Origin of the sequence: Brevibacterium sp. CBA3109 (assembly GCF_040256645.1) — a bacterium.
Lineage (GTDB): Bacteria > Actinomycetota > Actinomycetes > Actinomycetales > Brevibacteriaceae > Brevibacterium > Brevibacterium koreense.
Genome location: NZ_CP158281.1, coordinates 796659 through 823658 on the forward strand (window position 1 = coordinate 796659; position 27000 = coordinate 823658).

28 protein-coding genes are annotated in these 27000 nt (G+C 63.2%); 14 read left to right on the forward strand and 14 right to left on the reverse strand.

Annotation, left to right across the window (positions count from 1 at the left end):
- Nucleotides 1–7: 7 nt before the first annotated feature.
- The 6 genes from AAFP32_RS03600 to AAFP32_RS03625 form a co-directional block, all read right to left on the reverse strand.
- Nucleotides 8–1015: an iron-siderophore ABC transporter substrate-binding protein gene (locus AAFP32_RS03600; RefSeq protein WP_420883381.1), complete on the reverse strand. Its 1008-nt coding sequence runs from the start codon at nt 1013–1015 to the stop codon at nt 8–10.
- A 178-nt stretch (nt 1016–1193) separates the two neighbouring features.
- The gene (locus tag AAFP32_RS03605) at nt 1194–2012 is read right to left on the reverse strand and encodes an AraC family transcriptional regulator (protein ID WP_350270675.1); all 819 of its coding nucleotides are present in this window, start codon (nt 2010–2012) and stop codon (nt 1194–1196) included.
- A gap of 67 nt (nt 2013–2079) precedes the next feature.
- Entirely contained in the window at nt 2080–3507 is a 1428-nt protein-coding gene (locus AAFP32_RS03610; protein WP_009883179.1) for an amidase, read from the reverse strand.
- A 52-nt stretch (nt 3508–3559) separates the two neighbouring features.
- Nucleotides 3560–3919: a winged helix-turn-helix domain-containing protein gene (locus tag AAFP32_RS03615; RefSeq protein WP_009883178.1), complete on the reverse strand. Its 360-nt coding sequence runs from the start codon at nt 3917–3919 to the stop codon at nt 3560–3562.
- Between the two features lie 19 nt (nt 3920–3938).
- The gene (locus tag AAFP32_RS03620) at nt 3939–4358 is read right to left on the reverse strand and encodes a hypothetical protein (protein ID WP_096160273.1); all 420 of its coding nucleotides are present in this window, start codon (nt 4356–4358) and stop codon (nt 3939–3941) included.
- 121 nt (nt 4359–4479) lie between these two features.
- Nucleotides 4480–4932 carry a flavodoxin family protein gene (locus AAFP32_RS03625; protein ID WP_350270676.1) on the reverse strand — a complete coding sequence of 151 codons (453 nt, stop codon included), beginning with the start codon at nt 4930–4932 and terminating at the stop codon, nt 4480–4482.
- A 42-nt stretch (nt 4933–4974) separates the two neighbouring features.
- Here AAFP32_RS03625 and AAFP32_RS03630 point away from each other — a divergent pair, with 42 nt between their 5' ends.
- The 3 genes from AAFP32_RS03630 (at nt 4975) to AAFP32_RS03640 (ending at nt 7033) form a co-directional block, all read left to right on the forward strand.
- Nucleotides 4975–5904, forward strand: a complete 930-nt coding sequence (locus AAFP32_RS03630) for a Sir2 family NAD-dependent protein deacetylase (protein ID WP_350270677.1) — start codon at nt 4975–4977, stop codon at nt 5902–5904.
- A complete protein-coding gene (locus AAFP32_RS03635) occupies nt 5901–6503 on the forward strand; it encodes a TIGR03085 family metal-binding protein (RefSeq protein WP_350270678.1) in 603 nt (200 codons plus the stop codon). The genes AAFP32_RS03630 and AAFP32_RS03635 overlap by 4 nt, the downstream gene beginning before the upstream one ends.
- A 125-nt stretch (nt 6504–6628) precedes the next feature.
- Nucleotides 6629–7033 (forward strand): DUF4190 domain-containing protein, encoded by a 405-nt coding sequence (locus AAFP32_RS03640; protein WP_350270679.1) that lies wholly within the window; start codon nt 6629–6631, stop codon nt 7031–7033.
- Nucleotides 7034–7052: 19 nt separating this feature from the next.
- Here AAFP32_RS03640 and AAFP32_RS03645 read toward each other — a convergent pair whose 3' ends face one another.
- Genes AAFP32_RS03645 through AAFP32_RS03680 form a run of 8 tightly spaced genes read right to left on the reverse strand, consistent with a single transcriptional unit; the run spans nt 7053 to nt 12669 of the window.
- Nucleotides 7053–8681, reverse strand: a complete 1629-nt coding sequence (locus tag AAFP32_RS03645; protein WP_350270680.1) for a polyamine aminopropyltransferase — start codon at nt 8679–8681, stop codon at nt 7053–7055.
- Nucleotides 8678–9103, reverse strand: a complete 426-nt coding sequence (locus AAFP32_RS03650; RefSeq protein ID WP_350270681.1) for a DUF350 domain-containing protein — start codon at nt 9101–9103, stop codon at nt 8678–8680. The genes AAFP32_RS03645 and AAFP32_RS03650 overlap by 4 nt, the downstream gene beginning before the upstream one ends.
- Before the next feature lie 56 nt (nt 9104–9159).
- Nucleotides 9160–9516: a hypothetical protein gene (locus AAFP32_RS03655; RefSeq protein WP_350270682.1), complete on the reverse strand. Its 357-nt coding sequence runs from the start codon at nt 9514–9516 to the stop codon at nt 9160–9162.
- A complete protein-coding gene (locus AAFP32_RS03660; RefSeq protein ID WP_350270683.1) occupies nt 9513–10076 on the reverse strand; it encodes a DUF2617 family protein in 564 nt (187 codons plus the stop codon). Before AAFP32_RS03660 ends, AAFP32_RS03655 begins: the two co-directional genes overlap by 4 nt.
- Nucleotides 10076–10693, reverse strand: a complete 618-nt coding sequence (locus AAFP32_RS03665) for a DUF4178 domain-containing protein (RefSeq protein ID WP_350270684.1) — start codon at nt 10691–10693, stop codon at nt 10076–10078. Before AAFP32_RS03665 ends, AAFP32_RS03660 begins: the two co-directional genes overlap by 1 nt.
- Before the next feature lie 38 nt (nt 10694–10731).
- A complete protein-coding gene (locus tag AAFP32_RS03670; RefSeq protein ID WP_350270685.1) occupies nt 10732–11781 on the reverse strand; it encodes a GNAT family N-acetyltransferase in 1050 nt (349 codons plus the stop codon).
- A 31-nt stretch (nt 11782–11812) separates the two neighbouring features.
- Complete coding sequence (locus tag AAFP32_RS03675; protein WP_133066490.1) at nt 11813–12004, reverse strand: hypothetical protein; 192 nt, start codon at nt 12002–12004, stop codon at nt 11813–11815.
- Nucleotides 12001–12669 carry a DUF1707 domain-containing protein gene (locus AAFP32_RS03680; protein WP_350270686.1) on the reverse strand — a complete coding sequence of 223 codons (669 nt, stop codon included), beginning with the start codon at nt 12667–12669 and terminating at the stop codon, nt 12001–12003. Before AAFP32_RS03680 ends, AAFP32_RS03675 begins: the two co-directional genes overlap by 4 nt.
- Nucleotides 12670–12796: 127 nt before the next feature.
- Here AAFP32_RS03680 and AAFP32_RS03685 point away from each other — a divergent pair, with 127 nt between their 5' ends.
- The 11 genes from AAFP32_RS03685 (at nt 12797) to AAFP32_RS03735 (ending at nt 26943) form a co-directional block, all read left to right on the forward strand.
- Nucleotides 12797–16033, forward strand: coding sequence for a DNA polymerase III subunit gamma and tau (locus AAFP32_RS03685; RefSeq protein ID WP_350270687.1), 3237 nt, complete (start codon nt 12797–12799; stop codon nt 16031–16033).
- Nucleotides 16030–16635, forward strand: a complete 606-nt coding sequence (gene recR, locus AAFP32_RS03690) for a recombination mediator RecR (protein WP_350270688.1) — start codon at nt 16030–16032, stop codon at nt 16633–16635. Before AAFP32_RS03685 ends, recR begins: the two co-directional genes overlap by 4 nt.
- 152 nt (nt 16636–16787) lie before the next feature.
- Nucleotides 16788–17504 (forward strand): DUF2975 domain-containing protein, encoded by a 717-nt coding sequence (locus tag AAFP32_RS03695; RefSeq protein ID WP_350270689.1) that lies wholly within the window; start codon nt 16788–16790, stop codon nt 17502–17504.
- Nucleotides 17504–17737, forward strand: coding sequence for a helix-turn-helix transcriptional regulator (locus AAFP32_RS03700; RefSeq protein ID WP_350270690.1), 234 nt, complete (start codon nt 17504–17506; stop codon nt 17735–17737). The genes AAFP32_RS03695 and AAFP32_RS03700 overlap by 1 nt, the downstream gene beginning before the upstream one ends.
- A gap of 269 nt (nt 17738–18006) precedes the next feature.
- Complete coding sequence (locus AAFP32_RS03705) at nt 18007–19335, forward strand: aspartate kinase (protein ID WP_350270691.1); 1329 nt, start codon at nt 18007–18009, stop codon at nt 19333–19335.
- Nucleotides 19332–20384: an aspartate-semialdehyde dehydrogenase gene (locus AAFP32_RS03710; RefSeq protein ID WP_350270692.1), complete on the forward strand. Its 1053-nt coding sequence runs from the start codon at nt 19332–19334 to the stop codon at nt 20382–20384. Before AAFP32_RS03705 ends, AAFP32_RS03710 begins: the two co-directional genes overlap by 4 nt.
- 196 nt (nt 20385–20580) lie before the next feature.
- Complete coding sequence (locus AAFP32_RS03715; RefSeq protein ID WP_350270693.1) at nt 20581–21612, forward strand: metal ABC transporter solute-binding protein, Zn/Mn family; 1032 nt, start codon at nt 20581–20583, stop codon at nt 21610–21612.
- A gap of 2 nt (nt 21613–21614) precedes the next feature.
- Nucleotides 21615–22484: a metal ABC transporter ATP-binding protein gene (locus AAFP32_RS03720; protein ID WP_350270694.1), complete on the forward strand. Its 870-nt coding sequence runs from the start codon at nt 21615–21617 to the stop codon at nt 22482–22484.
- The gene (locus AAFP32_RS03725) at nt 22484–23395 is read left to right on the forward strand and encodes a metal ABC transporter permease (RefSeq protein ID WP_350270695.1); all 912 of its coding nucleotides are present in this window, start codon (nt 22484–22486) and stop codon (nt 23393–23395) included. Before AAFP32_RS03720 ends, AAFP32_RS03725 begins: the two co-directional genes overlap by 1 nt.
- Before the next feature lie 127 nt (nt 23396–23522).
- Entirely contained in the window at nt 23523–24506 is a 984-nt protein-coding gene (locus AAFP32_RS03730; RefSeq protein WP_350270696.1) for a metallophosphoesterase, read from the forward strand.
- Between the two features lie 55 nt (nt 24507–24561).
- Nucleotides 24562–26943, forward strand: coding sequence for a transglycosylase domain-containing protein (locus AAFP32_RS03735; protein WP_350270697.1), 2382 nt, complete (start codon nt 24562–24564; stop codon nt 26941–26943).
- Nucleotides 26944–27000: the final 57 nt, after the last annotated feature.

Genomic DNA, 27000 nt, shown 5'->3' on the forward strand with positions numbered 1-27000 from the left:
TCCGCTTCTACTTCGCTGCCGTGGCGGCCTTGTCGAATTCGTCGAGGTAGTCATCGAGAACGAAGGAGATGGACAGCGGTGTGGGGTTCGCAGCAGTGCCGAGCGGGGCATCACCGGGCAGGTTGACGATCGACTTGTTCTTGACCGCGGGCATCTGAGACAGCAGCTCGTCGTCTTCGAGCGTCGTGACCAGGTCGTCGCCGCCGTAGGTGACGATGATGTCGACATCGTCGAAGACGTCGGCCTGTTCGGCGCTGACGGTCGAGGAGAATTGATCGGTCTCGTCGGAGGCCTTCTGGATGCTGGCGGGTGCCTGCATGCCCAGGTCCTCGAAGAACATGGCGCGAGTGTCATGCGTGGTGTAGAAGTTCACCTCGGACAGGTCCGAGGGATCCACGTGGGTCAGGAACATCGTCGACATGTCCTTGATCGCAGGGTGGTCGGCGACCGCCGAGTCGATCTCGGTCTCGAGGTCCTTGACGAGCTCCTCGCCTTCCTCTGCCAGACCGATCGCCTTGCTGTTGATCTCGATCATCTCTCGCCAGGGAGTTCCCCAAGCGGTCTCCGGGTAGGCGACGACGGGCGCGATCTCGCTGAGGGTGTCGTAGTCCTCCTGGGTGAGACCGGAATACCCGGCGAGGATGACGTCGGGCTGGGTATCGGCGACAGCCTCGAAGTCGATGCCGTCGGTCTCGTCGAAGAGAGCCGGAGTCTCTGCATCCAGCTCCTCGAGCTTGTCTTCGACCCAGGGGAGGACGCCGTTGCCGTCATCGTCGCCGAAGTCGGCACTGGCCATGCCCACCGGGACGACGCCCAGTGCCAACGGCACCTCGTGGTTGGCCCAGTTGACGGTGGCCACCCTTTCGGGCTTCTCCTCGATCGTGGTGGTGCCGAGTGCGTGCTCGATAGTCACCGGTGTCCAGGACTCGTCGCCGCCCTTCGCATCTGCGGGGGTCTCGGTAGATGAGCAGGCGGTGAGCACGAGTGCGGTGGACATGGCTGCTGCAACGGTCATTGCGCGAAGCGGACGGGACATCTCTTCCTTTCGGAGGTGCTTCTCAGCACACCCCCGAAGCGAGATTGAGTTAGGTGTGCCTAAACAAACTATCGGAGGAATCGCCTGCGCGCAATGGAGTATTTACGACAGATGATTTCGCGAAACGGACACGAGTGATCTTCAGCTCGCGTGCTCCTCAGTTCGCGCTGGGGCGGAACTGTCCCGGTGTGGTGCCCGTGATGCGCTTGAATGCAGTCGTGAATGCACTGACCGAGCGATAGCCGACGCCGGCGGCCGCTTCGTCGACCTCTCCGCCGAGGCTGATCATGCTCACCGCGTGCTGGACCCGTGCCGTCGTCGCCCAGCGCCCGAAGCCGAGACCCGTCTCTGCCTCGAAGGCGCGGGTGATGGTGCGGCCGCTGATCCCCAGTTTCCTCGCCCAGTCCTGGAGACTCGAGGCATCCGCCGGGCCCTCGATGATCGCGTTGGCGATCGGAGCGATGAGCGGATTGCTCGGCATGTGAAGCAGAAGCTCGTTGTCCGCTGGCGTCATGACGTCGAGGATCATCGCCTCGGTGAGTGAGTAGGAGGAAGTCCCCGGATCGGTGTGCTGAAGTCGATCGAGAAGGAGCCGGAGCAGAGGGGTGATGGCGATGGCAGTGGGCCGATCGCTGACAAGCGGGTTGTCGAGGCTGAACTGCGGGGCGTAGACGACGACGCCGGCGGGCGTCCATCCGGAGTGCCGTACTCCTGCGGGAATCCACATCCCTAAGGGCGGGGTGATCGTCCACGTGCGCTGATCGATCGTGACCGTGCCGACCCCGGCCTCGCGCCAGAGCAGCTCATGTGTCGGATGCGAATGTTCGGACCAGTAGGTCTCGTGCTCCATCGCCTCCTGGGAGCCGATGATCCGCAGCGGCATCTCCACCTGACCTGCGGTGTAGCTCGGCAGCGTCCGTTCGGAGGCCGTCGCCACGCGTGCGGTCTTGGAGCGGAAGGGTCTGATCGTGGGCACCTCACCAGGATAGGCGCAGCCGACCGCGATCTGCGCCCCCGACCTGGGCAGGCGCAGTGAGCCTCGACTAGACGGCCACGATGTGAGGGTGCTGTCGGTGGAAATCGGTGGCCTGCTGGAAGGTATGCCCAGCGGCCAGCAGCAGGCCCTCCTTGAAGTCACCGGCGACGAACTGAGCAGCCAGCGGGGTGCCGCGCTCGGTGAAGCCGGCGGGCAGAGTGATCGAGGGCATGCCACAGTTGTCGATCGGTGCCGTCGGAATCGTGACTCCGGCGAACAGCTCGGCGTCGGAGCCGAGATTCTCCATCTGTGAAATCGTCGGTGAGGCGGCGCCGATGCCTGGAAGCAGCAGCAGGTCGATGTCGGACATGAGAGCGCGCATGCGACCGGTGAATGCTCGCCGGGATTCGAGCAGCTCGTGGTAGTCGATGGCGCTGAGGCCGCGCCCGATCTCGATGAGGCCGGCGAGGTCGGGACCGTACTCGGCCGACCTCGACGGGTAGTTCTCTGCGTGAACGCCCGCGGTCTCGATTCCGCACAGGGCAGTCCATTCCTGTGCCGCTTCGGCGAATCCGGGGGTGCGCACGTCGAGGACGCGCCAACCGAGGTCGAGGAGCACCTCGATGGTGGATTCGAGCATCTCGTTGGTGACGTCATCGAAATGTTCGGCTGCCAGTTCGCGGTCGAATCCGACGACCGGGGTGGTCTCGAGCCTGAGCTGCCGGCTGTAGCGGGGCACCGGTTCAAGCGCCGACGTCGGGTCGTTCGGGTCATGGCCGGCGATGGCCTCGAGGATGATGGCGGCATCGCGTGCGCTGCGCGTCATCGGTCCGATGTGGTCAAGGCTCGGCGCCAAGGGAAAGATGCCGTTGCGTGAGACCCGGCCCCAGGTGGATTTGAGTCCGGTGACCCCATTGGCCGAGGACGGCAGTCGGATCGAACCTCCGGTGTCCGAGCCCAACGAGCCGTAGCAGAGGCCGGCTGCGGTCGCGACGCCCGAACCGCTCGAGGAGACCCCTGACCAGGTGTTGGGCTCCCAAGGGTTGACCGGGGTCGGCAGGTCGGGATGATGTCCGGTGAACGCACCCTCGGTGAGCCGCAGCTTTCCCAGGATCACCGCCCCGGCCGCCCGCAGGCGAGCCACGACGGTGGCGTCGAAGTCGGGCTGGAAGTCGGCGTGGATCGTGGTGCCCGCACCTGTCGGCGCGTCATGGGTGTAGGCCAGGTCTTTGATCGCCAGCGGCACACCGTGCAGCGGACCCAGCCAGTCCCCGCGCGCCAGACGTTCATCGAGGTCGTCGGCGGCGGCCAAGGCCGATTCGCGCATCAGGGTGACGAAGGACAGGAGGTGAGGGTCGAGTTCGTCGATCCGGTCGAACATGGCCTCGGTGGCTGCCCTGGAGCTCAGCCGCCCGGATCTGATGAGTTCCGAGACCTCGTGCAGCTCACGGAACTCGAGTCCGCTGTTCGCCGAGGTGGTTGTGCTGCTGGCCATGGACGCCTCCTTGCATCGGTTGTCCCCATGCTAACCGGGAAATCTCAGAACGTCACTGCTGGTCAGCGCCGCCCCCGGCGAGCTCCCGCAGGGCCTGAACGTGAGCGTCGAGTCGGGCGCTCCCGTCTGTGCTGATGGCGACCCATGTGCGGGGGCGTTTGCCGACATAGCCCTTTCGGACCTCGACCAGCCCCGCCTTCTCGAGGGCGGAGATGTGGCGGGAGAGCACGGAGTCGGAAACGCCGAGGGAGTCGCGCAGGAGTTTGAATTCCGCGCGGTCCCGATTCTTCAGACTCGCCACGATGCCGAGTCGAGTGGGATTGTTCAGATCTGATTCGATCCGAGTCAAGGACTCGCCGAGGTTGTCCATCGTGTCATCGGATTCGTCGTCGGTGCTGATGTAGGGATTCATGATCGTGCCTCGTCCTTTCTCAGCGGCGCAGTCCGACAAGGGCCATGATGGGGGAGAGGACCCAGATGAAGCCGGCAGCGGCGAACGGCACCCACGACGTGGGAGTGAACGAGTCGACGATGATCGCTGTGAACAGGGCGACGAAGGTCAGCGGCAGCCAGGTGCAGAGCAGGACGGTTGACCGGCGACTCCAGCTCAGGGCCTTCACGGAATAGACGATGAGGGCCGGCACCAGCCAGGCGCCGCCGGCGCCGAGGATGATCAGTTGGATCGTATTGTCCTCGATGAGTCCGACGGCGAGGATCCCCACAGAGATGGCCGCACTGTAGACGAAGAGCATCGTGACCAGCGGCCAGGCATCGCTGGATCGGGCGTGGGCCTGATTCGACTCGACCTGTGAGAGAAGGTCCTTGGCCTGCTGCGGGGTGGGCGTGGTCATGACAACTCCTTTGTTGCTGTCTTCACCGAGAAACGGTGACTTCCTGATGGAAGTAATTACAGCTTAGCAAGTACTTTCCATGTTGGAAAGTACTTTCGCGAAGTTGTTCTCGCGGCAGGGCTCAGGCAGAAGCCGCAGCAGCCACTGTGGCTGCAAGCTCGGTGGTCGCGCCGAGGTGGTCGGCGGTGACCTCGCCGGTGACGATGAGCGGGTCGAAGGCGAGCTTCCAGCCCAGACCCGTCGTGATCTGCTTCATCGCGGTCTCCGCTCCGGTCGTGTCGTAGCCGCCGTGGATCCAATAGGAGAACGGGCGACCGGCGGTCGGCTCCCTGACCGCGTCGTACGTGGTGTCGAAGAAGTGCTTGAGGGCTCCGGAGATGTAGCCGAAGTTCGCCGTCGTGCCGAGGACGAACCCATCGGCGGCGAGCACGTCCTCGGCCGTCGCCTCCAAGGCGGGACGGACTATGACGTCGACGTCACCCAGCTCCGGCATGCGCAGTCCGGACAGGGCCGCCTCGGCGATTTCAGTCGTTGCCTGTGACGGGGAATGATGAACGAGCAATATGCTGACCATGGGACCAGACTAACCCTGCAGCATTTCGACGAGGGAGGATTCGTGGCAGTCATCTTTGATCCGCTCCGCGGGCGGACACGACCCGAGCCCAGCCACAGCGATGATGAGATCATCGACGTGCTCACCGGCGCTGCCGGGGCCGTGGGAATCGACACCTCCGGGTGGGCGGTGCTGACCGGGGCCGGGATGAGCACGGATTCGGGAGTCCCCGACTATCGGGGACCCGACGCCGTGCCCCGGCAGCCGATGACGATTCAGACCTTCCTGTCCCATCCCGACCAGCGGGCCCGCTATTGGGCGCGTTCCTGGGTGGGCTGGCCGCGGATGCGCTCTGCCCGGCCTAATGCGGCACATCTGGGGCTCGCTCAGCTGCCCGTCGCCGGCATCGTCACGCAGAATGTCGACGGACTCCACCAGGCCGCGGCACGGGAGGAGGGCAGTCGCAGTCCGGTCATCGATCTGCATGGCAGCCTGGATCGTGTCATCTGCCTCAAGGAAGGGCACATGTTCGACCGGGACTGGGTCCAGATCCAGTTGAGCGAGCTCAACCCCGAGTTCGCGAAACTCGTGGGAATCGATCCGATCGATGTCGAGACGGCTCCCGACGGTGACGTGGACTTAGAGGAGACGGCGGATTTCATTGTCGCCGACTGCCCTCGCTGCGGTGGAATCCTCAAACCCGATGTCGTGTACTTCGGTGACTCCGTGCCTCCGGCGAGGCTGCAGGAGGCGAATCGCATCTGCGCTGAGGCGAGTGGAATCGTCGTGCTCGGATCCTCGCTCGCGGTGTTGTCGGGGCTGCGTTTCGTGCGGGCGGCGGCGAAGGCCGGGAAGCCGGTGGTCATCGTCACAGACGGTCCCACCAGGGGAGATGAGCTTGCTGACTATCGCTCGATCTCCCGCGTCGGCGACTTCGTCAAGGGGTGGGCACTCAGAGGAATCCAAGGCGATGATGACAAGCTTCAGGCATGAGCAATCTTGCCCGAACCGAACGCCTCCGCCTCGTCGATACAGCCAACAGGGCCGGTGAAGACGCCCCGACGCTGTGCGAGGGCTGGACGACACGTGACCTTGCCACCCACCTCGTCATCCGCGAACGCCACCCCGTGGCCGCCCTCGGCATCTTCATGCCGAAGCTCGAAGGCAAACGCGAGGAACAGGAACGTGTGTATGCCCCGATGCCGTATTCGAGTCTGCTGGGTCTCGTGGCATCCCCGCCGAGGTGGACCCCGGGTCGGTGGCCCGGCGTCGAATCCGTGATGAACACCGCCGAATACATCGTCCACCACGAGGACATCCGACGCGCGGAGATCGAATGGATCCCACGCAGGCTGTCCCTGCCGGAGAACCGTGCCGTGTGGACAGCGTGCCGAACCGCGCTCCTACCCTTCGCTGCCAAGGCCGAGGGCCGCGTCACGATCGTCAGCCCCGGATTCGGCCAGCACAGCACGGGCAGAAAATCCGGCGGGAGTAAGGGCGGTGCCCAGGGGCTCACCATCACCGGTGAACCCGTGGAGATCCTGCTCTACCTCATGGGCCGAGAGGACCATGCCCTCGTCGATGTGAAGTGAGGGACCGCATCGTTGGGCGAGGCGGGGGAAAACCCCCGAACAGCTGAACGGTTTGTATCATTCCCCTGCCAAGTGCAAGTTCCTAAGCTGATTACAACAGCAGCCGCACAAGCAGAGGCAGAGAAATGAACCCCACCCCCAACTCCGACTACACAGCAGAGACCAACTACCCCTCGAACACCGGCAGCCAGGGCTACCTGGAACCGAACCAGGGCTACGCCACCGGCGCACAGCCACCGCAGTCCTACCGCGCCCGGGCAGAGGAAGATCCGGGCAAGGTTCTGGGAATCATCTCCCTCGTCGCGACCCTCTCGACCTTCCTGGGCTTCAACTTCCTCGGCCCCATCGTCGGCATCATCACCGGACATATGGCACGCAAGAACTCACGCGGCGCAGGCTTCGCCGACAACGAGATGGGCAAATGGGGCTTCATCCTCGGCATCGTCTTCATCTCGCTGGCCGCACTTGGCGGACTGCTCGGCCTGTCCATCGCCGGCTTCGCCGGGCTCGCAGGCTTGCTGGGAGCCTGAGGCCCCGACAGCCTGAGGCTCAGTAACCGACCCAGGCTCCGCGCTCCTGATCGAGCACACGTGGGTGGAGCAGGGTCGACGCCGCGACATCATCCACGGAGGCCCGATCACGATCGGGTGGGAAGGCAGTGGAGGAAGCGAGCACCTCAGACGTCGCGAACTTCAATCCCTCGGGAGCATCCCGGGGGACTGTCACGTCCGGGCCCTTCTTGCTGGTCCTGCCGTGTCCAGGGACATCGGCGAGGAAATAGCCCCAGTCACCGAAGCTGGGAACATCGACGTGATAGGGCGTGGTGGCCAGTCCCGCCTCGGCGACGGCTTCCCCGATGCCCCAATACGCACCCGGCGCGAAATACGGGGAACCGGCCTGGACGACGAGGCGGGCCTCGGGAGACATGACCTGCTTGATCAGTCCATAGAACTCGATGCTGTAGAGCTTCGAGGTGGCTACATCGTCTGGGTCCGGCAGGTCGGCGATGACCGCATCGTAGGCGGTGTGCTTGGCTTCGCGCAGCCAGGTGAAGGCGTCTGCGGCGATGGTTGTCACCCGGGGATCGTCGAGAGAATCCTCATTGAAGTCGGTGAAGTGGTCCGAGGTCTTCGCGAGTTCGAGGACTCGCGGATCGAGGTCGACGAGCGTCACCGATTCGACGTCGGGGTACTTGAGGATCTCACGAACGGCCAGGCCGTCCCCGCCGCCGAGGACGAGGACGTTGCGTTTGGGCCCGTCCATGAGCGGGTGGACGAGGGATTCGTGATAGCGGTATTCGTCTGCCGAAGCGAACTGCAGGTCCCCATTGAGATAGAGCCGCGTGTCCCCGGTCTTCTGCGATTCGGTGAGCACGATCTCCTGATAGTCCGTGCGCTGGGAGTACACGATCGGGTCGCGGTAGAGGCGCTGGCGGGTGGTCATCTCGATATCGTCGGTGTACACCCAGACCACGGTGAGCCCGCCGACGATGACGACGAGCAGGCCAGCCAAGATCACCTGTGTGCGGGTGCGGATCTCGGTGCGGAAGAGCCAGAGGACGATGAGGATGCCGACGACGGCGTTCGTGATGCCCACTGCCAGGGCGCCGCGGGGCAGACCGAAGACGGGAAGCAGGATGAAGGGGAAGGCGAGCCCGCCGACCAGGCCGCCGACGTAGTCCGCGGCGAAGAGATCGGCCACGGCACTTGAGGCCTTCTGCGCGCGGATGCGCTGGACGAGCTCCATGAGCAGGGGGATCTCCGCGCCGATGAGGGCGCCGATGACGAAGGCGAGGACGACCATGGCGACGGTGTAGATGTCGGCGAAGGCGAACGCGAGGTAGAGCAGGATGACCGAGAGCCCACCGATGATGCCCAAGGCCGCCTCGATGAGGGCGAAGGCGACGGCGGCGAACTCTGTCAGGCGCTTCGTGGCCAGGGACCCGATGCCCATCGCGAAGACCATGACGGAGAGCACGATCGAGGCCTGGACGATCGTGTCGCCCAGGAGGTAGGAACCCAGTGCGACGAGCGCGAGCTCGTAGACCATGCCGCAGCTGGCGCAGATGAAGACGGCCAGGAGCACGAAGAAGCGGGCTGGCCCCGGCTTCAGCGGCAGGGTGATCGGTTTGCTGCCGCCGGTGGAACCGGCGTCACTGGTGTCTGTCAGTGAACTCAAAGGAGTGCTGCGGCCATGATGCCCGCGATGCCCACGTGAGCGGAGGCATTGACCCAGACCTCGGGGTGGAACTCATCAGGTTTGATGATGTCGCCGAGCTTGCCGGGTGTGAAGGCGTCGATGAGCAGGAAGCTCAGCGCCATGAGGATGATGCCGACGAGGCCGAAGACGAGGGTGGAGATGATGCCCAGGAGCAGGTCATCGGAGCTGGCCCGGATCGCAGCGATGACGATGATCGCCACACTCAGAAGGTCGGAGGCCACAAGGATCGCGGCATTCTTCGACTTCTTCTCCCACAGGATCACGTGGAGCTTGCCCGGGGTGAGGAGGTCGACGACGAAGTAGCCGATGAGCATGAGTATGAGGCCGCTCACGGCGTAGGAGAGGACGATCCCGATCTCAAGGAAGAGGTCTGCCAACATGGTTGCCTTTCAAGGTGCGGTCGGTGCTGTCATTTCTGCAGTTGCTGTGGGCACTGTCATTTGCCGGTGCCGGGTCCGCCGCCGCGGAATCCGGAGCCATCGCCGTAGGTCGATCCGGTGCTGCTGGAGCCGCCGAAGAAGGGAAGGAAGAAGAATCCTCCGCCGCCCCCGCCTGAGCCGTTCGAATCGTCCGTGCAGCCATTCATGATGCTGCCGAGGATCAGGACGATGACGACGAGGATGACGATGGTGCCGCACCCGGAACCCTTCTTCGGGTCTCCGGAGTTATTGTTCGAGGGTCCGGAGCCGCGATTGCCGCCGGAGCCGCGATCTCCGCCGCCGGAGCCGCGCCCGTTCTCGGCGTCGAAGTTGAAGGAGCCTCCACCCATGGAGACGTTGGGATCGCGGCTCATGATCTCCTCCTCAGTTCACTGTGGCTGTGCACGATCTGTCGGTGCTGGGGATAACAGTGCCAGCTCTGCCAGGAGACTTGTTCCGGTGTGCTGTTCGTCAGCGCCAGTGCCGTGAACGCACCCGGTTCACCGGGGAAGTCGACGACGAGGTGACGGTCGTGGGCGCTCGAACGGCGCACCACCTCGGCGGCGGCATCACTGAAGCTGCCGGGAACATCTGTGAGCTCGCAGCGGAACTGATGCCGGGTGAATCCCGACCAGGTTCCAGTGGTGGTGCGGGTCGTGTCCCAGCCAGGACTCTCATCCTCGCCGAGGCAGGCGAAGGTCTCGATGAATGAGTCAGTGTTGTTGTCGCTCAGGATCACCTGGTGGGAGGAGCCGATGACGTGGAGCTCGAGGCGCGTCCGACCCTGCCCATCCGACGATGGCAGATCGATGAACTCTGAGGCCAGAGGTGTGATTCGGCGCTGGTCCAGGCTGAAGCTCAGTGCTTGGGCAGACGTATCGGTGAATGCCACGTCGGCGCTCACCTGCTGTGTCATCGGGGGAGTGAGTGCCATCAGCTGCCCGAATAGATGGTGAAGGAACCGACCGGGATCGACTCGCCAGTGCTCACTTCCCAACGACCGTGGTCGAAGCGTTCGAAGGCGAGCAGCTTGTGGTCATCGGACTCGTAGTCGACGTAGTCGACGCCGCCCTTCTCATTGAGGCCGGTGGTGCCCTCGGAGCGATAGGAGGCGGTGCCGTGCTCGACGAGTTTGTACTCGGTGCCCTCGATCGTGATGGTCTTGGCCTTGGGCTCGATGTCGAGCTCGGGGCGATCACTCCACCGGGAGACCTGCAGATCGGGATCATTCTCGACGGTCAGCCACAGGCGGGTAGCGGACTGGTCGGCCTGGAAGAAGTGCTCGGCCCAGTCGTAGCCGCCCTCTGAGATGCGCAGGGTGCCGCGGACGAAGAACTTCTCATTGCCGAATTCGAGCAGGTCACCGGCCTTGATCGTCTCCGGATCCCCGCCTGCGTTCTGCTCCGGCGCGAACGGATCCTGTGGTCGGTGGGGTGCGGCCGCATTCTCTTCGAACTTGCGGCGGCTGGCAGCACGCCTGCGGATGACGATCACCGTGATGAGAACGACGATGATGAACACCAAGACGGTGATGAGGATATTCGATGACACGGTTGCCTGCTTCGATCAGATAGCCGGAACTTTCACACTCAACTGTAGTCGAAACGTCCCTCGAGCGCGGTCATGGAATCCGCAGGGAAGAAGCCGAGATCTCGGTTGAGCGCGTGCATCGGCCCATTGCCCGTGGCTGTGTAGGTCTGGATCCAGGAGGCCTGGGCGACTTCCGGGATCTCGTGGAGCTGGCGCATGTTCGCGACCTTGAGCCCGCGTCCGATGCCGCGACCGCGATACGCTGCCTCGACGAAGGTGTCCTCCTGGACGACGATGTCCGTGTCATGGCGAGAGACCATGATCTCCGTGTACCCGACAGCAACCGGCCCGTCAGCGGCATTGTCGTCGACCCCGGCGGTGTCGTCGTCGACGTGGGCGATCGAGCTGACCAGAATCCAGCCCTGGTCGGCCATCCGCTCCTCATGGGTGCGGATCGCGTCGGCACCGGCATGCTTGAGCGTGCGCGTGAGGTCACCGACCGGGACGTCCTCGTCCATCTGCTGACGCAGCCGTGCCCAGTCCTCGACTGCTTCGTCCGGGCAGCCACCGATCCACGAGGTGATGGACACATTCGGATCGGGGTCTATCGCCAGCCGTGACTTCACAGCCGGGTCCCTGTAGCGGTTGGCATCATCACGCAGGTAGGCCGGCAGGTCCAGCAGCAGCCGCTGTTCCTCATTGCCGATGATCAGTCCCTGTGCCTGTGCGAAGGCCACCCCCTCCGGGCAGTAGGTTTCGGTCTGGACGAGCTCCGTGCGTCCACGCAGCAGATCCGCGACGGCTCCGGCGATCGACGTGCCGTAACCCTGTCGTCGGTGCGCGGGCAGAACTCCGACTTCGACGTCGGCAGGGGCATCGGAGACGATGTTGATCTCGGCGCCGCCGATGGGTACCTCGCCGAGGTGGGCTACGAGTGCGATGTCGGCCTTGTCCGAACGGGGCTGGGCGAACTGGGTGAGGGTCGACTCGAGACTCTGCCACCAGGCGGCGGTGCGGCCGAAGGTATAGGCCTCACACATGAGCGCACGCCATTGCGCGAGCCCGTCGACATCGTCGGGCTCGATGCGGGTGATCTGGACATCGACCATGACCTGAGTCGACCATGCTTCACTCCGGATTTCAAGGATCCGAGGGAGGGTCCGATCCGTCCTCAGGTCCCACCTCGGCGCTGGGGTCCTCTGTGGGTAAGCGGGAGCCGATGTGCGCGTTGGGACGATTCATCACCCGGTAGACGAGGAAGGCGCCCACACTGAAGACCACGATGATGGTCAGGATGAGGAAGATGACGGCGCCGAGACCCGGCTCCATCACTTGGCCATCCGGCGACGGTCGAGGAAGTTGGCGAAGCGGGCCCGGAAGGAGCCCATGCCGATCGACCCGGTGACTACGATGGTCGGTCTGCGGCCCTCGGGAATTGCGTTGACCACGGACTTCACCGAGCCCCAGGACTTGGACAGGTCGTCGACGTTGACGGCCCAGTCATCGGGAACGACGACGACGACCGACCCCATTCCGGCGACGACTTCGACATGGATGACCTCAAGGTCGGTCTCGACCTCGAGGAAGTTCAGTTCGACGTTCGACATCGACGGCTCGCACCTGATGTAGGGCGGGACCTGCCACCGCCCGCGGCGGAGGTCGCTCTCCCAGCCGGCCTTGATGACCAATGGCTTGCCTGACTCGATGGCCCGGCCAGCGGGAGCCGATCGGCTGACAGCGGTACCGGGGCGGAATCGATCAGAGGGCAGTTGGATGGTGAGGTCGGAGAGGACTTCGTCGAGGTCGATCGGGAATCGGGCGGCATGGACCTTCTCCATACGTTCGTCGAGTTCCTCCACCGTGATCCGGCCGTCGCCGGCGGCTTCGCGCAGGACTTCGATCGCTTCGTCACGCTCTTTGTGTCCGATGCGGTAGGTCTTCGCCGGGTCGTTCTCGGCAGGGTCGTTGTCGGGGGAATCGGGGACGGAGTGGCTCATAGCCTCTATCGTGCCCGATTCACACTGCCGGCCACAACGAACTGCGTCTCGCTTTGGGCTGCAGGTCACCATGACGACGAGCAGCGGGCACGTGTGTCGTGTCAGCCGTTGGCATTAGGCTAAGCATGTGTCCACCGCACTGTACAGAAGATACCGCCCAGAGACCTTCGATGAGGTCATCGGTCAAGAGCATGTGACCGATCCGCTGAAGGCCGCGATCGAACGTGGCCGCATCAACCATGCCTATCTGTTCTCCGGCCCCCGAGGCTGTGGCAAGACCACCTCGGCACGGATCCTGGCGAGGTGCCTCAACTGTGCCAAGGGCCCGACTCCTGTGCCCTGTGGTGAGTGCCCCAGCTGTGAGGATCTGGCCAACGGCGGCCCGGGGTCCCTCGACGTCGTGGAGATCGACGCGGCCAGCCACAACGGTGTCGACGATGCCCGTGACCTGCGTGAGCGTGCGATCTATGCCCCGGCCCGCGACCGGTACAAGGTATTCATCCTCGATGAGGCTCATATGGTGACCTCGCAGGGGTTCAACGCTCTGCTCAAGATCGTCGAGGAGCCGCCGCCTCACATCAAGTTCATCTTCGCGACGACCGAACCTGAGAAGGTCATCGGCACGATCCGGTCGCGGACACATCACTACCCCTTCCGGCTGGTCCCGCCCGAGGCGCTGGGCAACTATATGGACGATCTGTGCACCCGCGAAGGCGTGCAGGTCGCCAAGGGTGTGCTGCCGCTCGTCGTGCGCGCCGGTGGTGGTTCAGTGCGTGACACCCTGTCCGTCCTCGACCAGCTCATCGCCGGTTCGGGGCCTGACGGTGTCGACTACGCCGGAGCCATCTCGCTGTTGGGTTACACCCCTGACTCTCTGCTGTCCGACATTGTCGACGCCTTCTCCGCCGGTGACGGCGGCGGGGTCTACCGTGCCGTCGAACGTGTCATCGAATCGGGACAAGACCCGCGTCGCTTCGTCGAGGATCTGCTCGAGCGCATGCGCGACCTCATCGTCATCAATGCGGCCCCTGAGGCTGCTCATGCCTTCCTTCCGGAGGTCCCTCCTGACCGCCTCGAACGACTGACCCTGCAGGCCAGAGGCTTTGGGCAGGGCGAGCTCTCGCGCGCGGCGGACCTACTCAACCAGGGTCTGACCGAAATGTCAGGAGCAACCTCGCCGAGGCTGCAGCTCGAGCTGATCTGTGCGCGCATTCTTCTGCCCGGTTCAGGCCGCAGTCGCGACGCCGTGCTCAGCCGTGTCGAACGGATGGAACGTCGGATCGGCATGTCCGCATCGGGAACGGCCGCGAACATTCCGCCTGCACAGGAGGATGGAATTGCTCAGCCGGATGCAGGCTCCCAGCAGAGAGAAGTTGCCCAGCAGGGCAGAGCTGCCGGGCCGGGCGGTGTGCAGGACACCACTGCGCAGCCGAAATCGGCGCAGCCAGCGCAGGCGCCTGCGCCGCAGCCTTCGAATCAGTCACCGCGTGACGATTTCGACGATCTCGCCGACATGGCTGTGGCTGCGGAATCCATGCTCAACGAGCCACCGCAGTCGGTGAACGCAGCCGCAGAAGAGGAACCTCGTGAACAGTCTGGGGTCGAACCTGCTTCTCAAGATCCGGCACCCCAGACTCCAGCACCCCAGAACCGAGCATCGCAGACTCCGGCACCCCAGAACCGAGCGTCGCAGACTCCGGCACCCCAGAACCGAGCGTCGCAGGACCAGCAGCCTCAGTCTCCGGGCGAGCAGGAGGCCAACGCGCCGTCTCAAGAATCAGCTCCAGAGGCTGACTCTGTTCCCGAAGATGGGGCTGTGGCTGGCGCAGGCAACATCGGTGGCGAAATCGAAGCGATTCGGCGGGCCTGGCCGAGCATCCTTGCCGCAGTTGAGAAACGTAGCCGTCTGACCAGGGCGATCATTGCGGCGAATGCGATCCCACAATCTTACTCGGCTGGTGTTGTCTACCTCGGATTCAACAACGCCGGTTCTGTCCAGGGCTTCCAGCAGAGAGACCATGCTGCCAAGCTGGCGATGGCGATCAATGATGTCCTCGGCATCCAGGCCCGCATCGACATCGGCGACGTCGGCCGTATTGGTGGGAATTCGAATCAGAAAGATGCCGGGGGCGGAACCGGTGGCAAGGGCGCCTCGGCCCCGGTGATGAACGAGACCACCGGCAACCGGGGACCAGCCCCCGCGCAGAGACGACCCAGCCCACAGGAAGTCGCCGCGGTCGTCGGCACTCGCGAGGTCGACAAGCCGCAGGTTGATCACGAGAAATTCTGGGAGACCAGCGGCTCTCCTCAGGGACCTTGGTCCGACGACGATGAGGAGGGAGAACAACCGGGGACACCCGCCGGCGCCAACGACGATCCGGGCAACCAGGCTGAACCGGCAGGTGCGCCCGCCTCGACAGAAGAGTTCGCTCCGGATAACCACTCCGGTCCGGGCGGCGCTGCCATGTCGGCCGACCAATCGCAGCTGGTCGAGGAAGCATCCGCGGAAGCACCAGGGCCTGACGAGTCAAACCCTGAAATGTCGGCGTCTGATAAAGCGGCATCAGGCGATGCTGCGGCTGAAGAGCAGGCATCTGAAATCTCGGTATCGGACGAGTCAGCGGCGGACTCGGATATCGTCGTGCCCGATCTCTCTGACGATGACTTTTTCAGCGGTCCCTCCGACTACCCCTCCGATCGGCAATCGGACAGTGATCCACAGGCGCACACCGCGGCACAGGTGGCGCCGGATGCACCGATGGAGTATGTGCAGCCCCGATGGGAGGAACCGGCCTGGCACGATGGGCCAAGCGATGGTGCCCCGAACCTCGGTGATTCCCCAGGCGGCGCAGCTGAGCCGACGGATCCAATCGATGAGTCCACGAGCGCGGGTTCGGGTGCTGTGGAAGTCGGAGCGCTGGTCGTGCCTCCCCCGGAAGACGATGATCTCGACTTCCTCGGTGATTACGCGGATGCCGATATGGGACTGCCGGATTCTGGGGCACAGCCAATTGCGCAGTCACAGCCTCAGGAGCCGTCAGCACAGTCCTCGCGACCGCAGGGACACGGAGGCGCGAAGCCGTTCAAATCCCGTTTCGCCGCTCTTGCCGAGAAGCACGGAGGTGGCACCCCACAGCCAACGGCCCAGACGGGAGGACACGCGTACCCGCAGAACACGAACGGCGCGTTGACCGGAAACGATGCGAATAGCGAGAACGCAGATTCTCATACCCAGAGTTCCGGCGCCGACGAAGACGAGTACGATCCGGACACGGACCTCGACGTATCGGAAGCTCCACAGATCGGAGTGGCCGTGATCGCACGGGTCCTCGGCGGCGAAATCATTGATGAAAGAGAAGTATGAGCTCGGTTTACGAAGGTGCCCTGCAGGACCTGGTCGAGGAATTCGGCAAGCTTCCGGGCATCGGCCCTAAGTCCGCACAGCGACTGGCGTTCCATATTCTCCAATCCGAATCCGCTGATGTCAGCGCCTTGGCGCAGGCTCTGACCGATGTGAAGAAACGCGTGCGCTTCTGCGACATCTGTGGCAATGTCTCTGAAGAATCAGAGTGCACCGTCTGTCAGGATCCGCGTCGTGATCGTTCGATGATCTGCGTCGTCGAGGAGCCGAAGGATGTCGTCGCCATCGAACGCACCCGTGAATACCGAGGCCTCTATCACGTCCTCGGCGGTGCGATCGATCCTATGGCCGGAGTCGGCCCCGACAATCTGCGCATCAAAGAACTGATGCCGCGTCTGCAGAACGGTGAAGTCAAGGAATGCGTCATCGCCACCGACCCCAACCTCGAAGGTGAAGCCACAGCCACCTACCTCGTGCGGCTGCTCAACACATTGGGAGTCACCGTGACCAGGCTGGCCTCTGGGCTGCCTGTCGGAGGCGATCTCGAATATGCCGACGAGGTCACTCTCGGTCGTGCCTTCTCCGGCCGTCGCGAAATGGACTGACCCAGCCTTCACCGGCAGTAACCTGCTGGTCTTCTTCGGCCGTTGTCTGCTCTTGACACCATATCGATTATCGTGAAGTATATTGTTTATCGATATATCGAGTAACGATAAGAAATTGTGAATCGAAATGGTGGAACGGGGAAGGCAGAGTCATGACACAGGGAACCGGGCGCAACGAAATGCCCGATGAGTCGGACGAGGGCGGAGACAGGCCCGCTCACCGCAACGGCACCGTCATCGGAAGCCTCAGGGGTGGTCTGAAGCGCGGTGACGACGATGCCAAGCCGAAGGCCTTCGGCGCGGGGTACGAACTCTGGGTCGGGTTAGCTATCGCGTTCTACACGATCTACGCGGTGACAGAGCTGATCACCGACCTGGCCCACTCGACGATCAGGCTGCCACTCGAATTCGAATCCGACACCGTGGCGACGCTCGACTTTCCAGGGGCAGAGGCAGCGCTGACCGGCCTGACCCAGATAACTGCGTCCACCACTGACCTGGCCACTGCGACGATGGTGCTCCTCCTCATCGCGAAGATCGCTCTGATCCTCACCCTCATCATCGCCGCAGTCGCGATCGTTCCTGTCATCAGAGACATCGCAAAAGGTGATCCGTTCACCGGGCGATCGATCACGGCACTGGGAGTCCTTGAGGGTTTCATCGCCTGTGGCTGGTTGGTGTACTTCTGTGCCATGGTGTTGGGGAGCAACATGGTCTCGCGCGATCTCGGCATCGCTGATGAGGTCGGTCCCGGCGTCTCAACCGGGCAGGCGTTCCTCCTGCTCGGCGTCGTCGGTGGAATCGAGCTTCTGCGCCGTTGCTTCAAATCAGGACGGGCTGCCCAGGACGAGCTCGAGGGACTGGTCTGATGGTTGAGGAATTCGATTCGCTCCATGTCGTCTGTCATCTTGACTCGATGCTGACGCGCAGAGGCCTCAGCCTCACCGAGCTGTCGAAGCTTGTCGGGGTGTCCCTGGCCAACCTGTCGGTGCTCAAGAACAACCGTGCCAAGGCCATCAGATACTCCACGCTCATCGCGCTCTGCCAGGCCCTCGACTGTCAGCCGGGAGATCTGTTCACCGTCAACGTCAGACCCGATTGAGACGAGCAGAGTGCATCACCGGCCGACCACCCGAGATCGTGAACAGCGCGGGGGTCCCAGCGGATCTGCGATGCGAATCCCGAGGACCTGAGCAGGGTCTGAATGACGGGCGAAGGTGAAGTGAAACGGCTGACCTCATACAATGGTCAAGGTGCCGGAGAGCCGACACGGCTGAAATCCTGATCGATGCAAGCACGAGACGACCATGTTTGGAAGCATGGAATCGATCGCCCGGCACGGAACTTATCAGCGATAAGGAAGAGACTGCAGTGAGCATAGTCGTCCAGAAGTTTGGCGGGTCCTCGGTAGCCGATGCGGAATCGGTGAAGCGAGTGGCCAAGCGAATTGTCGAGAACCGTCAGGCCGGTCACGAAGTTGTTGTCGTGGTGTCGGCCATGGGAGACAGCACCGACGATCTCATCGACTTGGCCCAACAGGTCTCTCCGATGCCCCCAGCCCGTGAGCTCGACATGCTTCTCACTGCCGGTGAGCGCATCTCTATGGCGGTCCTTGCCATGGCGATCGCCAACCTCGGCGAGGAAGCACAGTCATTCACCGGCTCCCAGGCAGGTGTGATCACCGACGAGCAGTTCGGCAAGGCGCGCATCATCGACGTCACGCCGGGTCGCATCCGCTCGGCACTCGACCAGGGATACGTGGCCATCGTGGCCGGATTCCAGGGAGTCAGTCAGACAGCGAAGAACATCACCACACTGGGACGCGGCGGATCGGATACAACCGCGGTGGCACTGGCAGCGGCACTGGATGCCGACGTGTGCGAGATCTACACCGACGTCGACGGAGTATTCACCGCAGACCCCCGCATCGTGTCGAACGCACACAAGATCGACGAGATCGGATACGAGGAGATGATGGAGATGGCGGCCTCGGGCGCCAAGGTCCTCATGCTCCGGTGCGTCGAATACGCCCGCCGCTACAATGTGCCCGTGCACGTGCGGTCCTCATTCTCACGTAATCAAGGCACTTGGGTGACCGGCTCACCCATTCCTGAAGCCTTCCGGCCGACACGGGGGTCGAAGGCCCCGGCAGCAGCGGAATCAGAAACGGAGTCCAACATGGAACAGGCAATCATTTCCGGAGTCGCCCATGATCGCTCGGAGGCCAAGGTCACGATCGTCGGCGTTCCCGACGTTCCTGGCAAAGCTGCCGAGATCTTCAACACCATGGCCGCGACGGAGATCAACATCGACATGATCGTCCAGAACATCTCCACGCGCGAACCCGGCAAGACAGACATCTCCTTCACCCTGCCGATGGACGACGGTGCCAAGGCACTTGAAGCCCTCGACGCGGTGAAGACCTCGATCGGCTTCGACCAGGTTCGCTACGACGATCAGATCGGCAAACTCTCCGTCGTTGGTGCAGGCATGCGCTCCCACCCCGGTGTGACCGCCATCCTGTTCGAGGCACTGAGCAACGCCCAAGTCAACATCGATATGATCTCCACCTCGGAGATCCGCATCAGCGTCGTCACGAGAGCAGATGTTCTCGACGACGCCGTCCGTGCCGCCCATGCCGCATACGGACTCGACAGTGAAGACGACGAAGCAGTGGTTTACGGAGGTACCGGACGATGAGCGTCAATATCGGAGTAGTCGGAGCAACCGGTCAGGTGGGCGGCGTCATGCTCGACCTGCTGGCGGACAATCCCGGATTCGAGATCAACAGCCTGAGGCTCTTCGCCTCGGCGAGGTCCGCGGGCAAGGTCATCGAATTCGCCGGTGAGGACATCACCGTCGAAGACGCCGCCGAGGCGGACCCCAGTGGGCTCGACATCGCATTGTTCTCCGCCGGCGGGGCCACATCCCGTGCACAGGCGGAGCGTTTCGCCGCCGCCGGAGCCATCGTCGTCGACAATTCCTCGGCCTGGCGCTCGGATCCTGACGTTCCCCTGGTCGTCAGCGAGGTCAACCCGGAAGCTCTGGACACATTGCCCAAGGGCATCATCGCCAACCCGAACTGCACCACAATGGCCGCCATGCCGGTCCTCAAGGCACTCGATTCCGCCGCTGCCCTCCAGCGACTCATCGTCAGCACCTACCAGGCAGTGTCCGGCTCAGGTGTGAGCGGAGTCGAAGAGCTCGCCGGTCAGCTCGAAGCCGGGGTCGCAGATTCCCGCAAGCTGGCCCGCGACGGCAGCGCCGTGAATCTGCCCGCCCCGGACAACTACGTCGAACCCATCGCGTTCAACGTCCTGCCCATGGCAGGATCCATCGTCGATGACGGTGAACTCGAGACCGACGAAGAGAAGAAGCTGCGCAACGAGAGCCGCAAGATCTTGGGGCTTCCGGATCTCCTCGTGGCAGGCACCTGTGTGCGCGTTCCCGTGTTCACCGGACACAGCCTGAGCATCCACGCAGAGTTCGACTCCGAGATCACCCCGGCCAAGGCCACCGAGGTGCTCGCGAAGGCACCCGGCGTCGAACTTGACGACGTGCCCACACCGCTGAAGGCAGCAGGCAAGAACGCAAGCTTCGTGGGCCGTATCCGCGCCGACCAGTCCGCCCCGGCAGGCAAGGGACTCGTCCTGTTCGTCGCCAACGACAACCTGCGCAAGGGTGCCGCCTTGAACACGGTGCAGATCGCGGCGCTGCTGGCGAAGAAGGTTGAGTCACAGGCGGCTTGATCTCCCAGCTGGAACAAGCTGAAACTTAAGCTGTAAGAAAGCCGCCAGCAGACCGATGGTCTGCGGGCGGCTCTCGTGATTCCACACATAAACAAGTTGCTATATATAAATATTTATATTAGTGGTGAGTCTTCGGGCTGAGTAGTGTGAACGTCGTTGACACGCTGATCCTCGCTCACGCTCTGAAAGGCACACCATGCGATCTTCCCTACTCGGCATCATGTCCGGGGCAGCCGCTCTCACCACTGTCGCCGCTCTGAGCGGGTGCGGGGGACAGGCGTCAGGCTCCACCGAGCTCTCGGTTGTCGCCTCGACCAATGTGTATGCGGACATCGTGTCGCAGGTGGCAGGTGATTTCGCGAAGGTGAGCGCAGTCATCGACGATCCCAACCAGGACCCGCACTCCTACGAGGCGACGACCCAGGACCGATTGAAGCTGTCGAAGGCCGATCTGGTGGTGCAGAACGGCGGCGGCTACGACTCGTTCATGACCACGATGCTTCAAGCCTCCGACGTCGAGGTCGAAACCATCGACACAGTCTCGATCTCAGGCCTCCCCGGCTCCGAGGACGTCGGCAACGAGCCCCATGACCACGACGGTGAAGAGGCCAACGGCGGCGGCCACGTCCATGACCACGGTGAAGACGAGGAAGGCCACGAACACAGCAAGAAAGGCCACGTTCACGAACACGGGGAATTCAACGAACATCTCTGGTACTCGGTCCCCACGATGACGAAACTCGTCGCCGAGGTCGCGACCCACCTCGGCGAGGCGGAACCTGAGCATAAGGACGAGTTCAGCGCCAACGCAGTCGACTACAAGAAGACGCTGGAGAAGCTGCAGTCGCAGATCGATGCGGCCAAGACTAAACATGAGGGTGATGAGGTCGCGGCCACGGAACCTGTGCCGCTGTGGCTGTTTGAGGACATGGGGCTGACGAACATCACCTCCGATGAGTTCCTCGCAGCCGTGGAAGAGGGCAACGACGTGCCGCCCCTGGTGCTGAAGAAGGCCGAGGAGCAGATTTCGGCGGGTGACGCAGTTCTGCTTGGGTACAATACTCAAGCGGCAGGTCCACAGGCAGAGCGGCTGAAATCCACGGCTGAGGAATCCGACGTTCCGGTCGTCGACCTTAGTGAAACGATGCCGGCCGATGCGCACTATGCGGATTGGATGGGCGACTACATCACCGAAATCTCCACTGCGCTCGAAGGACATGAACACTGAGAATGGCCACTGATTCCGACATTTCTCCCGAGCAGATCACAACAGCTGGCCAACCACCGGTGATCCGTCTGCGCGATGCGCAGCTGCGATTCGGTCAGCGCGTGCTCTGGCACGACCTCGACCTCGATATCGCGCCCGGGGAGTTCGTGGCGGTGCTGGGCCCGAACGGGACCGGGAAGACGTCGCTGCTCAAGGTGCTGCTGGGCCAGCATGCGCTGTCCACCGGTTCAGCTGAGGTCAATGGCAGGAAAGTGCACACGGGAAACTCGGCCATCGGCTACATTCCCCAGCAGCGCGGAATCGACCAGCACACCCCGATGCGGGGCCGCGATCTGGTCCGGATGGGCATCGACGGACACCGCTGGGGGCCCGGCCGGCTCTTGAAGCGACGCCGCCAGCAGGTCGATGAGCTCCTCGACTCCGTCGGCGCCAGCGACTACGCAGACGCCCCTGCCGGGACTCTGTCCGGCGGTGAGCTGCAGCGTCTGCGCGTGGCCCAGGCCCTGGCCAACGACCCCTCGGTGCTTCTGTGCGATGAGCCGCTGCTGTCCCTGGATATCCATCATCAGAAGGTCGTGGCCGGTCTGCTTCATGAGCAGCGAGTCAAACGCAACACCTCCGTCGTCTTCGTCACCCACGAGATCAACCCGATCCTGCCCTACGTCGACCGCGTCCTCTACATCGTCGGCGGCCACTTCCTCGTCGGCACTCCCGCCGAGGTGATGACCACCAGGTCGCTGACCAGACTCTACGGTTCCCCAGTCGAAGTGGTCCGAGTCGGTGGCCGGCTCATCGTGGTCGGCGGCGAAGCCGAATGCGTCGACCACCACATCCACGAGGACGAGATGAGCATGGAACGAGGTGCGATCTGATGTCAGCTCAGGAGATCTTCGGCAGTCTGTTCACCTTCGAGGACTACGGCGAACTGGTGGCGCTGCTGTCCAACTCGCTCATCGCCGCCGGGCTGCTCGGCGTCGTCGGTGGTCTCATCAGCGTCTTCGTCATGGCCCGCGACATTCCCTTCGCCGTCCACGGTGTCTCCGAGCTCTCGTTCGCCGGTGCCGCTTTCGCCCTCCTCGTCGGCTTCGACGTGGTGGGTGGATCCATCATCGGCTCCATCATCGCCGCGCTGATCATCGGTGTCGGTGGGGCCAAAGCGTCGGAGAAGAACGCCATCATCGGTGTGCTCATGCCCTTCGGGCTGGGGTTGGCGATCCTGTTCCTCGCACTCTACGATGGCCGGGCAGCCAGCAAATTCGGACTGCTGACCGGCCAGATCGTGGCCATCACACCGGGTCAGATCATGACCCTCGTCGTGTGTTCGCTGATTGTGCTCCTCGTGCTCGCCGTCATCTGGCGCCCGCTCATGTTCGCCAGCCTCGATCCTGAGGTGGCACGTGCCAAAGGGGTGCCGGTATCGGGGCTGACGATCGTCTTCATGCTCACCCTCGGCCTGGCCGTGGCACTGAGTGTGCAGGTGGTCGGCGTGCTCCTGGTGCTCGCGCTGCTCATCACCCCGGCCGCGGCGGCCACCCAGCTCTCGGCATCCCCCGTATGGGTTCCGGTGCTCAGCGTCATCTTCGCGGTCACGTCCTCCGTCGGCGGCATTCTCATCGCTCTGGGCTCGCCGGTCGTGCCGATCAGCCCGTTCGTCACCACGATCTCGTTCCTCATCTACCTCGTCTGCCGTTTCGTGGGGCAGCGCCGGATGAAGCATCTGCACCGACGCCGCACCGCCCGTGCTGCCGATGAACACGAGAAGCCGGTCGCGTTCCCAGCCTGAGACGCCGCGAGCCCACCACTCCTCCCGAACTACCTGACGGCGGCCCAGCAACCTTGCGCCATGGTGCTGGGCCGCCGTGAGGTAGTAGTTGGGACAGTGTCGAGGATGGCCGACTAGAGTTGGACGAATGAAGAAGCGTGCATTATTCGCCGGCGCCCTCGCGATTCCTGCGGCAGCCGGCATCTGGGGCGCGGTCATCGAGCCGCACCTCTTCGCCGTCCGTCGCCACACCCTGTCGATCCTGCCGGCCGGAGCACAGACCATCACGATGCTGCACGTCTCTGATCTGCATTTGGCGCCCTGGCAGAAGCACAGGGCCTCATGGGTCAAGGCGCTGACACGCCTGGACCCCGACATCGTCGTCAACACGGGGGACAACCTCTCTGCAGACATCGTGCCCGCCGTCCTCGACGTCTTCGACGGACTCCTCGATGTTCCCGGCGTCTTCGTCCTCGGGTCCAACGATTTCTTCTCGCCCAAGGCGAAGAATCCTGCCACCTACCTGCGGTCTCCCTCCGAGGTGAAGCATCGCACGCGGCCCGACCTCGACGTCAAGGCCCTGATTCGTGGGTTCGAAGGCAGTCACATTACAGCCGAGGACACGCCCACCGGCGACACGCCCACCAGTGACGCGCACAGTAAGGCCCGTGGATGGCATTTCCTCGACAACGCCGAGGCGAGTCTGACGGTCCGTGGAACCCGCATTGATTTCTGCGGCCTGGGGGACTCCCACATCGACCGTGACCGGATCCAGCCGAGCGACGGTCAGGGCCGCGGCCCTGAGGCGTTCGACTACCCTCGGTTCGATCCTGAAGCTGGGGTGAAAGTAGGGGTCACGCATGCGCCTTATTCGCGCACATTGGAGGCGTTCACCTCGGCGGGAGCTGACCTCATCATGACCGGGCACACTCACGGGGGGCAGATCCGGGTGCCATTCTGGGGCGCGCCGGTGACGAACTGCGACCTCGATCGGACACGCGCGAGAGGCCTGTTTCCCTACCGGAAATCTCTCGTCGAAATCTCTGCAGGATTGGGATTCTCGCCCTTCTCACCGGTGCGTTTCGCCTGCCGACCGGAGGTCAGTCTGCTGACTCTCGTCCCCAGGGTCTGACCTTCTCATCGATTTTTGAGAATTTGCACAACTCGGATTAGCTAAACTTGTTTTCATGGTGTCTCCTGAGTCAAATCCGAATCCGACCAAGACAGGTGCGTTTCTCCAGTTCGTCGCCGTGAGCGCGGTGGCGGGAATCGTCGCAGCTGGTCTTGCCATCCCCGGAGTCGGTGTAGCTACTGCCAGCGCAAACAGTGCCGTCGAGATCTTCAATTCGCTTCCCGCGACCCTGGAGGTCCAGGATCTGGGGGAGAAGTCGACGATGCTTGCCTCCGACGGTTCGGAGATTGCGGAATTCTACTGGCAGAACCGCGTCGAGGTGCCCCTCGACGAAATCTCGCAGGAGATGCAGGACGCGACGATTTCGGTCGAAGACTATCGGTACTTCGAACACGGCGGCGTCGATATCGAGGGTATCGCCCGTGCAGCGGTGCACAACATGGTGTCCTCGACGACCCAGGGCGGATCAACGCTGACTCAGCAGTATGTGAAGAACGTGCTGGCGGAGAACGCCCACGCCAAAGGGAACGATGAAGGTGTGGAAGCGGCCAAGGAGTCCGAGGGCACGGCTGGCTATGCGCGTAAGCTGCGCGAGGCCAAACTCGCTGTTGCAGTTGAGAAGAAGTACGACAAGAAGGACATTCTCAACCGCTACATGAACATCAACAACTACTCCGGTTCACCCAACGCCTACGGTGTGCAGGCGGCGGCCCACAAATACTGGGGCATCGATGCGACGGATCTGAACATTCAGCAGTCGGCGATGCTCGCCGGCATTGTGCAGAACCCTTCGGCCTTCAACCCGCAGCGGTTCCCCGATCAGGTGAAGCAGCGCCGCAATACTGTGCTCGGGCAGATGCTCAAATATGACCACATCACTCAGAAGGAATATGACAAGGCGGTCAAGACCGACCTCGACCTCGACCTGCATGAGACTCCGAACGGCTGTTCTGCCGCGAAGAGTAACGCGGCGTTCTTCTGCGACTATGTTGAGAACGTCATCAAGAATGATGAGACCTTCGGCGAAACCGTGGAAGATCGCATCGCCTTCCTGCAGCGAGGCGGGCTGACGATCAAGACCAGCCTCAATCCTGACATCCAGAAGATCGCCGACAAGCAGATCAAGAAGCGTGTTCCTGTGGGCGATCCGTCCGGTGCCGGACATGCCCTGGTCACGATCGAGCCGGGCACGGGTGAGGTCATCGCCATGGCTGAGAACCGCGAATACACGGTCGCCGACGTCACGAAGAAGGACAAAAACAAAAAGACCAGCATCAACTACACCGTCGACAGGAAGCACAACGGTGGTGGCGGTTTCCAGGTCGGTTCGACGTGGAAGCCCTTTGTACTGGCCACCTGGTTGAAATCGGGTAGGGGCCTCAACGCCACGGTCAACGCTACGAAGCGCAACTTCCCGGCAAATTCATGGAAATATGATGGCTGTCCGAACATGGGCGGTGACTGGGACCCGAACAACGCCGGCGATGGTGAGGGCAAGGGCTCGATGACCGCGCTGGAAGCCACGAAGAAGTCCGTGAACACCGGTTATGCGGCCATGGGCAATCAGCTCAACATGTGCAAGATCATGGACACCGCCATGGATCTGGGAATTCGCTACGGCAGTGGCGAGAAACTGGATTTCAAGGACAAGAACGGCTTTATCCAGGCTCTGTCGCCCTCGTCGATCTTGGGTACGACAGAGACCACCCCGATTGCGATGGCAGCGGCGTTTGCGGCCTTCGCGAACGAGGGCGAGTTCTGTGGTCCGAAGCCGATCCTTGAGATCAAGGACCGTTCGGGTAAGAAGGTCGATGTGCCGGGAGGAGGCTGCGAACAAGTCCTCGACAAAGAGGTGGCCAAGGGCGTTGCCTATGCGCTGACGCAGACGTTCAACGGTGGTACGACTACCCAGTTGAAGATCGGAGCACCAGCTGGTGCAAAGACCGGTACGACGAACTTCGATGTCGGTCACACCTGGTTGCTCGGGTTCACCAAGACTTTGTCGACCGCCGTCTGGACCGGTGACCCGGCTGGAACGCGTGACTGGCGCACGAACAGCCAGGGAGCGGTGCGCGGATATGTCTACGGTGCCACGATCTCCGGCAAGACCTGGCAGGCCTATATGAATCAGGCGGTCAAGGAGACGAAAGGCAACACCGGATTCCCCAAGCCGAGTGGCAAGTACATGGGCGGCGCCGGCTCCAGTGGAGGCTCCGGCGGTGGTGGCACTGGTGGCGGCACCGGCGGCAGCAACAACGGCGGGGGTGGCACCGGCGGCAGCAACAACGGCGGCGGTGGCAGCCAGAACGGCGGCGGTGGCACCGGTGGCGGTGGCAGCCAGAACGGCGGCGGTGGCACCGGTGGCGGAGATGGCGACAACGGAGACGGTGACAACGGAGACGGCGGCGGCGAAGCGCCGGGCCTCGCCGGTAACTGAGCGCCGGACAGCCTGAGAGACACAGGGGTGGGACGATCATCGCGATCGCCCCACCCC